Source organism: Tistrella bauzanensis (assembly GCF_014636235.1).
GTDB lineage: Bacteria > Pseudomonadota > Alphaproteobacteria > Tistrellales > Tistrellaceae > Tistrella > Tistrella bauzanensis.
Map to the genome: position 1 here is coordinate 1 of NZ_BMDZ01000109.1, position 10,062 is coordinate 10,062.

Annotated in this window: 8 protein-coding genes; 1 reads left to right on the top strand and 7 read right to left on the bottom strand. The window is 67.0% G+C overall.

Going from position 1 to position 10,062, the window contains the following annotated elements:
* The first annotated feature begins 181 nt into the window (after positions 1 to 181).
* The gene (locus tag IEW15_RS24000; protein WP_188582827.1) at positions 182 to 1,780 is read left to right on the top strand and encodes a peptide chain release factor 3; all 1,599 of its coding nucleotides are present in this window, start codon (positions 182 to 184) and stop codon (positions 1,778 to 1,780) included.
* Between the two features lie 22 nt (positions 1,781 to 1,802).
* On the opposite strand, the gene IEW15_RS24005 is transcribed toward IEW15_RS24000, so the two are convergent.
* From IEW15_RS24005 to IEW15_RS24035, 7 genes are all read right to left on the bottom strand, one after another.
* The gene (locus IEW15_RS24005; protein WP_188582830.1) at positions 1,803 to 2,420 is read right to left on the bottom strand and encodes an AAA family ATPase; all 618 of its coding nucleotides are present in this window, start codon (positions 2,418 to 2,420) and stop codon (positions 1,803 to 1,805) included.
* 142 nt (positions 2,421 to 2,562) lie between these two features.
* Complete coding sequence (locus IEW15_RS24010; protein ID WP_188582832.1) at positions 2,563 to 4,335, bottom strand: thiamine pyrophosphate-binding protein; 1,773 nt, start codon at positions 4,333 to 4,335, stop codon at positions 2,563 to 2,565.
* Positions 4,336 to 4,494: 159 nt separating this feature from the next.
* Complete coding sequence (locus IEW15_RS24015; RefSeq protein WP_188582839.1) at positions 4,495 to 5,799, bottom strand: TRAP transporter large permease; 1,305 nt, start codon at positions 5,797 to 5,799, stop codon at positions 4,495 to 4,497.
* Between the two features lie 2 nt (positions 5,800 to 5,801).
* On the bottom strand, positions 5,802 to 6,413 hold the full coding sequence (locus tag IEW15_RS24020) for a TRAP transporter small permease (protein ID WP_229708671.1): 612 nt from the start codon (positions 6,411 to 6,413) through the stop codon (positions 5,802 to 5,804).
* A gap of 77 nt (positions 6,414 to 6,490) precedes the next feature.
* Positions 6,491 to 7,528 (bottom strand): DctP family TRAP transporter solute-binding subunit, encoded by a 1,038-nt coding sequence (locus IEW15_RS24025; protein ID WP_188582833.1) that lies wholly within the window; start codon positions 7,526 to 7,528, stop codon positions 6,491 to 6,493.
* A 176-nt stretch (positions 7,529 to 7,704) separates the two neighbouring features.
* Positions 7,705 to 8,682, bottom strand: coding sequence for an alpha-ketoacid dehydrogenase subunit beta (locus tag IEW15_RS24030; protein ID WP_188582835.1), 978 nt, complete (start codon positions 8,680 to 8,682; stop codon positions 7,705 to 7,707).
* Positions 8,683 to 8,687: 5 nt separating this feature from the next.
* Positions 8,688 to 9,719, bottom strand: coding sequence for a thiamine pyrophosphate-dependent dehydrogenase E1 component subunit alpha (locus tag IEW15_RS24035; protein WP_188582837.1), 1,032 nt, complete (start codon positions 9,717 to 9,719; stop codon positions 8,688 to 8,690).
* Positions 9,720 to 10,062: the final 343 nt, after the last annotated feature.

Consider the following 10,062-nt stretch of genomic DNA (forward strand, 5'->3'; position numbering starts at 1 on the left):
CCCTCCCAAGCCAAAAAGGTCGACAACGAGAGATTCAGACTTTTTCCGCCCTGTCACGCACAGTTTCACCCGATTGCCCTGCCGATCCGACCGAAGTCCCTGGAAAATCGCGGCTGGACGGGTTACCTATCGCCGCTTGAGATGCCTTGTTGTTCCCGTCCATCCGAACCCGTTCGAGCGCATGACCGACATCACCGACATCGGCGCCGAGATTGCGCGGCGCCGCACCTTCGCGATCATCTCGCATCCCGACGCCGGCAAGACCACGCTGACCGAGAAGCTGCTGCTGTTTTCGGGCGCCATTCAGATGGCCGGCGCCGTGAAGGCGCGCGGCGAGCAGCGGCGCGCGCGGTCGGACTGGCTGAAGGTGGAGCGGGAGCGCGGGATTTCGGTCTCGGCCTCGGTGATGAGCTTCGAGTATGGCGATTGCGCCTTCAACCTGCTCGACACGCCCGGCCATGAGGATTTCTCGGAAGACACCTATCGCACGCTGACCGCCGTCGACAGCGCGATCATGGTCATCGACGCCGCGAAAGGCATCGAGGAACAGACCCGCAAGCTGTTCGAGGTCTGCCGGCTGCGCGACGTGCCGATCATCACCTTCGTCAACAAGATGGACCGCGAGGCCCGCGACCCGCTGGAGCTGATCGACGAGATCGAACAGACCCTGGCGCTGGATGTCGCACCGGTGTCGTGGCCGATCGGCATGGGCCGCACCTTCCGTGGCTGCTATGACCTGGTCGACGACCGCATGGTGCTGATGGATCGCGGCGACCGGTCGAGCATCAACGACGTGTCGTTCGCGGTCTCGGGCCTCGACGACCCGACCATCGGCGACCATCTGCCGCGCGACCAGTGGGACGAGTTGAAGGATCAGGTCGCCATGGTCCGCGAGCTGTGCCCGGCCTTCGACCTGAATGCCTATCGCGAAGGCCATCTGACGCCGGTGTTCTTCGGCAGCGCGCTGAACAATTTCGGCGTGCGCGAGCTTCTGGAAGGTGTGGCCCGGCTGGCACCGCCGCCGCGCACCCAGCCCGCCACCCCGCGCGACGTTGAGCCGACCGAGGACAAGGTCTCGGGCTTCGTGTTCAAGATTCAGGCGAATATGGACCTGAAGCATCGCGACCGCATCGCCTTCGTGCGGCTGTGCTCAGGCCATTTCAAGCGCGGCATGCGCCTGCTGCCGGTGGGCTCGGCCAAGGCTGTGAATGTCAGCGCGCCGGTGATGTTCATGGCCCAGGATCGCGAGATCGCCGACGAGGCGGTGGCCGGCGACATCATCGGCATCCCCAATCACGGCACCCTGCGCATCGGCGACAGCCTGACCGAGGGCGAGGAGATCCGCTTCACCGGCATCCCCTCATTCGCGCCGGAAATGCTGCGCCGCATCCGCCCCGACGATCCGATGAAGGCCAAGCATCTGGGCCGCGCCCTGGAGCAACTGGCCGAGGAAGGCGTCGCCGCCGTGCTCAAGCCCCGGATCTCGACCTATTTCGTGGTCGGCGTGGTCGGCGCGCTGCAGTTCGAGGTGCTGGCCGACCGCATCCGCACCGAATACGGCATCCCGGTGATGTACGAGACCGTGGAAGCCTATGCGGCGCGCTGGGTGTCGGGCGATCCGGCGGAGATGAAGCGCTTCTCCGACACCAACAGCTCGGCTCTGGCCGACGACCACACCGGTCGGCCGGTGTTCCTGGCCCGCAATGCCTGGCACCTGACCCGCACCGCCGAGGACTGGCCGAAGCTCAAATTCGACAAGGTCAAGAATCAGGTCAACTGAGCCTCGGTCAACTGAACCGGAACTATCCGGCCCCGGTGGCGCCGCGATCCGGCGGCAGCGCCGCCAGCACCGCCTCGACCCGCGCCTGCGGGTCGATAAGGCCCGACGGCATGCGCAGCACCGCCATGTCGGGCGCGAAGCGGTCGAGCAGACCTTCGATCAGGATCTGGTATTTCAGTTGCAGCCAGGGGTTGGGCGAGCGCACGCCATCCTCGACGAAGGGTATGGCGCCCGAGGGCAGCACCACCACCAGATCCAGCGGCGCCATCCGCGCCACCGCATCATCGGCCAGGGCATCGGTGGCCGCCGTGTCGCCGGCAAAGCCGTAATGCAGCCAGAAGGCCAGGGTGTCGAGCGGCGAGCGGTCGGTGATCACCCCGCCGGCGGCGGCCAGCGCCTGATCGCGTTCGGCGACATGCTGGTCATACAGGGTGCGGACCAGGGCGCGGAACTCGTCCCAGCCCAGGCTGTGCAGGTCCAGCCCGCCCTCGATACGGGCGCGCATGTGTTCCGGCACCACCGGCAGCCCCAGATGCCGGCCCAGCGCCTCGACCAACGTGGTCTTGCCGGTGCCGGCACTGCCGGTGATGGCGATACGGGGGCGGCGGCCGGGGGCACCGGCGGCTGGTTGATCGGGCATGGGGGCGGGCTCCGTGCTGGGCATCCTGGCGGACCGATCGACCCGCCAGGACAGCCTAGCACGAAGCCCCTCAACCGGTCAGGGCCCTCAACCGGTCAGGACTACTCCCGGTCAGAACCACGCGCGGTCAGGGTCACTCCGATCAGGCGACGCGATCGCCCTTCTTGGCCTTCACGGCCCGGCTGTCGACGCCCGGCAGCATGTTGGCGGGATCGCGGGTCACCACCACGTCCAGCACCGTCGGCCGGCCGCGTTCGGCCATCGCCTTGGCCAGCGCCGCCGGCAGGTCATCGGGGTTCTCGACCCGGATACCCTGGGCGCCCATGGTCTCGGCGATCTTCGCGTAGTTCATCTCGCGCAGATCGCTCGACTGATAGTTGCCGGTGCCATACATCAGGTGCTGCAACGCCTTCACATAGCCCGAAGCGGCGTTGTTGACGATGATCAGCGTGAAGGCCAGATCCATGCGCAGAGCGGTTTCAAGCTCACCCAGCGTCATGTTGAAGCCGCCATCACCGGTCAGCGCCATCACCGGACGCCCGGGCGCCGCCAAGGCACAGCCCATCGCCCCCGGCAGGCCATAGCCGATCGAGGCGAAGCCGCGATCGGGCACGAAGCCGCGCCCGGCACGCTTGGTGTCGAACAGCAGCCCGCCCCAATGGGCGGCGAAGCCACCATCGGCAACCAGCAGCCCGTCTTCCGGCAGTGCCTTGGTCACCTCGGTCATCAGCCGGGCCATGGTGATCGGGCGCTCGTCGGACGCAAGCTTGGGGGCCACCTCCTCGCGCCATTTGGCCATGCGCTCGACGACCTCGTCACCATAGGCCTTGCGGGCCGCGCGGGCCGCGTCAGCGCCCGGTGCCAGCGCCTCGTCCAGCGCCTGAAGGCCTTCCAGCGCATCACCCCACAGCCGCACCGTCGCCGGATAGCAGCGGTCGAATTCCTCGGCCACAATATCCAGATGGATCACGGTCTTGCCCGCCGGCGGCACCGAATAGCGCTTGGTGGCGATCTCACCCAGCTTGCAGCCGATGACGAAGATCACATCGGCACGCTCGATCACATCATTGGCGATGCGGGTATAGCGGCCGAAAATGCCCAGCGACAGCGGATGGGTGCAGGCAATGGCGCCCTTGCCCGACAGGGTGTGGGCCACCGGAATGCCATGGGTCTCGGCGAAGGCCTGCAAGGCGGGTGCGGCCTGCGACAGATGCACGCCGCCGCCCGCCAGGATCACCGGCCGCTCGGCCTTGGCCAGCAGGTCCACCGCCCGCGCCAGATCGGCCGAGGCCGGCCGGCAGCGCAGCGAGGGGGCGGCTTCCGATGCCGGGTCGGCATAGAAGTCGGATGCGGCGAAGACGATCTCGTCATGGGCCACGTCTTCCGGCACATCCAGCAGCACCGGACCGGGGCGGCCGGAGGTGGCGACCGCGAAGGCACGCCGCACCAGTTCGGGGATGCGGGCGGTGCGCTCCACCCGGATCACTTCCTTGACCACCGGCCGCAGGATGTCGAGCTGCCGGGTTTCCTGGGTCATGTTCTTCCAGGAATGGTCGCGATGGGTGTCGCCGACAATGGCAACCACCGGCACGCCGGCATTGTAGCTCTCGACCAGTGCCGTCACCAGATTGGTGGCGCCTGGCCCAAGGGTTGCGTCACACACGCCGACCCGGCCGGTCACCCGGGCATAGGCGTCGGCTGCAAAGGCGCCGCAGCGCTCGTCATTGATCAGGGCGTGGCGCAGGCCCAGCCGGCGGCAGGCATCATAGAAGGGCAGCAGTTGAAAGCCGCCCATGCCGAACAACGGGCCGATACCATGGGCCAGAAGCATGCGGGCGAGCGCCTCGCCACCGGTGATCGGACCGTCCGGCAGTGCATTGGCACCGGCGGACATGCCATCTTCGCGCGTGGTCATGATAGGATATTCCTCTTATGCGTTCGCTCGACGGCGGAACTTGGCAAACCGGCCCCGGTCCCGCCTCCCCGGGGCGGCGAAACGGCCGTCGGGGATGCGGGTGTGATGATGGAGGCGCGGCGGATCAGATCAGGTCAGGTCGGCTCAGGGGCGTGCGTATCAGACGACATAACCCAGAGCCTTGGGCAGCCAGAGTGCGATGTCGGGCACGGCCATCATCAGGCCTAGCAGCACCACCATCGACAGCACCATCCAGATCACCCAGGGCACGGTGGATTCGATCGGCACCCTGGCGATCCGGGCGGTGACGATCAGATTGACCGCGACCGGCGGCGTGAACTGGCCGATGGCGATGTTCAGGGCCATCAGCACGCCCAGCCAGGTGAGGTTCCAGTCATAGGTCTGGGCCACCGGAATGATCAGCGGCAGGGTGATCAGATAGATCGACACCCCGTCGAGCAGCATGCCGGCGAACAGCAGGATCACCATGATCGCGGCCAGGATCACCCAGCCATTGTCGGTGATCGACAGCAGCGCGTTGGCGGCGCTGTCGAAAGCCCCCAGCGTGCCGCCGGCCCAGGCGAAGATCCCGGCCAGCGCGATGATCAGCATGATCACCGCCGAGGTCTCGGCGCTTTCGGCCATGGCCTTGTAGATGTCGCGGAAGCGGAGTTCCCGATACACGAACAGGCCGATGAAGATGCCGTAGAACACCGCCACGACCGCGGTCTCGGTGGGGGTGAACAGGCCCGAACGCAGGCCACCCAGAATGATCACCGGCGCCATCAGCCCCGGCAGGGCCTGGATGAAGATGTCCATGAACCGCCGCTTCGGGCCGGCATCACCGGCTTCCGTGGCGCCGAAGCCATGCTTGCGCGAGATGATCAGGGTGGGGATGGCGATGAAGATGCCGGCCAGCAGGCCCGGCGTCAGCCCGGCCGCGAACAGCGCCCGGATATCGGTGCCCGGCACCATCACGCCATAGACGATCAGCGCGATCGAGGGTGGAATGAGGATGGCGGTGGAGGCCGCCGCCGCGATGACGCTGGCCGAAAAGGCGTTGGGATAGCCGGCGCGGCGCATGCTGGGGATCATCACCGTCGCGACCGCGGCCGCATCGGCGGGGCCGGAGCCGGCCATGCCGCCCATGATCATGCAGACCACGATGGCGACCACCGCCAGCCCGCCACGACGCGGGCCGACGAAATAGGCGGCGAATTCGACCAGACGGCGCGCGACCCCCGAGCGTTCGAAGATGACGCCGGTCAGCACGAACAGCGGGATCGCGATCAGCGGGTATTTCGCGATGCTGTTATAGGTGTTGGTGCCAACCGTGCCCAGCGCGTACTGGTCGAGCCCGGTGAGGATACCGGCGACGCCCGACAGGCCAAGGGCGACCGCGATCGGCGTGCCCAGCAGCAGCAGCAGCAGAAAGGCGCCGATCAGGATGATATTGGCCGACAGCATCATGCGCTGGTCCCCCGCTTGGCACCGGTCGGATCGGCGGCATCACCGGGCAGCACGTCGTCGCCGGTGGCCGGATCGGTCAGCATCGCATCCGTCTTGTGGGCGCGCCATTCGCGCCGCGCACGGCCGATGACCCGGGCGATGATCGCCAGCGAGATCAGCGGCAGCCACACGGTATAGATCCAGCTCGGATAACCCAGCGCCGGCGAGGTTTCGCCGAATTCCCACTCATCCAATGTCAGTTTGGTGCCATACCAGGCGACCAGCGCGAACATGATCAGGGTCAGGGCATGGGTCAGCATCATCACCGAGATGCGGGCGGTGCGTGGCAGACGATCGACGATGGCGGTGATGCGGATATGGCCGCCACGGGTAAAGGCCAGGGAAGCACCGATCATGGTCATGAAGACCAGAAGAAAGATCGAGATTTCCTCGGTGGCGGCGAATGAGGCATTGGTGGCATAGCGCACCACCACATTGCCGAAGCTGATCACGCAGATGCCGGCCATCGCGGCAGCGGCCAGAACCTCTTCCACACGGCCACTGACGGCCGGGCGGTCGACGTCGCGGACGGCTTCGGGCTCGTCATCTTGCACGGGGCTGGAGGCCACGGCGATCGTTCCCCGATTGTTGAAGGACAAGGTGTGCGGCGCCGCCGGAACGGCGCCGCGCCGGGGTGGCGATCCGCTTACTGCTTGCGGTTGGCCACCGACTCCTCGGCCGTCTTCACCAGATCGGGGCCGATCTCCTTGGCCCACTTCTCATAGACGCCACGGGTGGCGTCGACAAAGGCCTGACGCTCGGCATCCGACAGGCGGGTGATGGTGACACCCATGCCCTCGATGTCCTTCAGGGTCGAGTCATCCTGCGCGGTGATGCCCTTGCGGGCGACCTCAACACCATAGACGCCGGCATCCACGGCGGCCTTGCGCAGCAGATCCTGATCTTCCGGGGTGAAGGTCTCCCAGACCCGCTTGCTGACGCCGAAGATCAGCGGATCGGCGACATAGCCCCACAGCGTCACATGCTTCTGGCCGACATTCTGAAGCTTGGCGACGGTGAAGATGCTGAGCGGGTTTTCCTGGCCGTCGACGGCGCCGGTCGCCAGCGCCGGCTGGGCATCGGCCCAGCTCATCTGGGTGGGGTTGGCGCCAAGCGCGGTGAAGGTGTCGAGATAGAGCGGCGAGCCGACCACGCGGATCTTCAGGCCGTTCAGATCGGCCGGGGTCTTCACGTCGAGCTTGGAATTGGTCAGCTCGCGGAAGCCGTTCTCGGCCCAGCCCAGCGGCACCACGCCGCGCTTCTCGATGATCGAGAACAGTTCCTTGCCGACCGGGCCCTGGGTCAGCGCATCCAGCGCCGCGTAATCGGGCATCAGGAACGGCATCGAGAAGATGTTGAGTTCCTTGACCTGCGGCGACCAGTTGATGGTGGAGCCGACCGCCATGTCGATGATGCCCTGGCGCATCGCGGCGAATTCCTTGGTCTGGTCGCCCGAGACCAGCTGCGCGCCGGGATACACCTTCATGTTGATGCGGCCATCCGACCGCTCACGCACCAGTTCCACCCACTTCTCGGCAGCCAGGCCCCATGGGAACGGCGCCGGCACCACGGTGGATACCTTGTATTCCTCCTTGTAGTCCGCGGCCTGCGCGGACAGGGCGGTGACCATCAGGGCCGCGGCGGCAACAGCGCCGGCGGCCGTCTTGAAGACACGCATCATCATCGGTTCGTTTCCTCCCTCGGGGTCTTTTATCGCAGCCGGCCCGGCCGGGATCCCATCCGGCCCGCCGGCGACGGGTTCATTCTTGGCGTTCTTTGCGCCTTTGGGAAACACGCAACATCGACGCGGATTGCGTTTTCCAGCAAAGCCGCCACCGCAACCGGTGGCGGCCCCCATCATCAGGCGGCGCCCAGCGCCACCTTGACCGCCCGGCAGACATCGCCGGCGGTGATCTTCAATTGCTCTTCCATCGGCGGCGCATAGGGCACAGGCGCCCGCGGCGCGCCAAGCCGGCGCACCGGGCCGTCGAGGCGATGATGCAGTTCCTCGGCGATGGTGGCCGCGATCTCGGCGCCGAAGCCGCCGGCCTGCACCGCTTCATGCATCACCAGCGCACGCCGGGTGCGCGACACGCTCTCAAGCACCAGTTCCCGATCCCACGGCCACAGCGTGCGCAGGTCGATGACCTCGATGTCGATCCCCTCGACACCCATGGCCGCCGCCGCGTCCAGCGCGGTCCACACCGCCGCCGACCAGGTGACGATGGTGATGGCGCTGCCCTTGCGGCGCACGACGCCACGGCCGAATTCGGCCGGCGCATCGGTTTCGGCCGCAGGCCCCTTCAGCGCCCACAGGTTCTTATGCTCCATATGCACGACCGGGTCGTCGGACCGGATCGCGGCCTTCAGCAGCGCGTAATTGTCGGCCGGCGTGGCCGGCACGGTCACCACCAGCCCTGGAATATGGGCGTACCAGGCTTCCAGCGACTGCGAATGCTGGGCGGCCGATGATCGCCACATGCCGATCGGCTCGCGCACCACCAGCGGCACGCGGGTCTGGCCGCCGAACATATAGCGGGCCTTGGCCGCCTGATTGACCAGTTCGTCGACGGCGCAGAGCGCGAAATCGGAGAACCGCATCTCGACCACCGGCCGGGTGCCGCTCATCGCGGCGCCGACGGCGGCGCCCATGATGGTTGCTTCCGAAATCGGGGTATCGACGATACGGTTGGCGCCGAAGCGCGCCTGCAAGCCATCATACTGCTTGAACACGCCGCCGCGGCCCAGATCCTCGCCCAGCGCCCAGACCAGCGGATCACGGTCCATTTCCTCGGCGAGCGCCAGCCGGCCGGCTTCGAGATAGGTGATGTCGGCCATGGGGGTCAGCCTTCCCGGGTCCAGAAGCGTGTGGGGGCGCCGGCATCCTGCACATCGTCGAAGGCGAGTGCGGCGGGGGCGAAGGGAGCGGCCTCGGCATCATCGAGCGCGCGGGTCATCTCGTCGGTCGCGGCCTGTTCCAGCGCATCGATCTCATGCGCGCCGACACCGGCCGCTTCCAGCACCGCACGGTTGCGGCGCATGGGATCACCCTCCCAGCGGCCCTCGGCCTCGCCCGCCGGGCGATAGCCGGCGGTGTCGGAGGCGGTGTGGCCCAGCAGGCGATAGGTGCGGGCATGGATCAGGATCGGGCCGTCGCCCGCCCGCAACCGTGCCACCACCTCACGCGCGGTCTCGTCGACCAGCGCCAGATCATTGCCGTCGATCTCGATCGCGGTCACGTCCATCGACCGGGCGCGCGCCGCGGCGCCGTCACCGGCGGTCAGCTCCGAGGTGCGGGTAGTCGCCGACCAGCCATTGTCCTCGCAGACGAACAGCACCGGCAGATTGAACACCTTGGCCCAGTTCAGGCCTTCCATGAACGGGCCGCGATTGATCGCGCCATCGCCGAACAGGCAGACCACCACCTGATCGCCGCCCTTCAGGCGGATTGCCTGGGCGGCACCGACCGCGATCGGGATGTTCGCCGACACCACGCCGTTGGCACCCAGCATGCCGACCGAGAAATCGGCGATGTGCATCGAGCCGCCGCGACCGTTCGAGGTGCCGCCGGCCTTGCCCAGCAGTTCCAGCATCATCGCCCGGGCATCGGCGCCCTTGGCCAGGGTATGGCCATGGCCGCGATGGGTGGACAGCAGCAGATCGTCGCGACGCAGCTGCGCGCACACGCCCGCCGCCACCGCTTCCTGCCCGATCGACAGATGCACCGCCCCCAGCACAGATCCCCGGGTCTGGCCGGTTTCGGCCGCCCGTTCAAAGGCGCGGATGCGGGCCATCAGCCCGTGAAGCGCCGTGAGGCGCGCAATATCGCGATTGCTCGCGGCTGCCGTTACGGCGCCGTCCTGACCGTCGGTCATGAGCGACCTTATCCTCCCTGTCCCGTGTCGGATGGGCTTGTTTCTTGGCTCGTGGCTGCCGGGATGCCCGTGGCCCTGGCGGGCCGCATCGCCGTGGACGGTGTGCCATTGGTCAGTGCGCCCGTCCAGCCACGCCGACAGGATCACGATAGCGGGCCGCGCGAAGGCCTGTCAAATCCGGGTCCAATAACTGGACCATGATTGTCACTTTTCTTGTCGTTGCCGCTATATCAGCCCGGACAGGAATGCTGCGACAGGACAAGGGGATGTCCCGGTCATTGTTGAAAAAGGGAGAGCGGCGTTGCTCGCCTTGAGCCGTTAGGCTCGGGGTGTCGAATCCTCA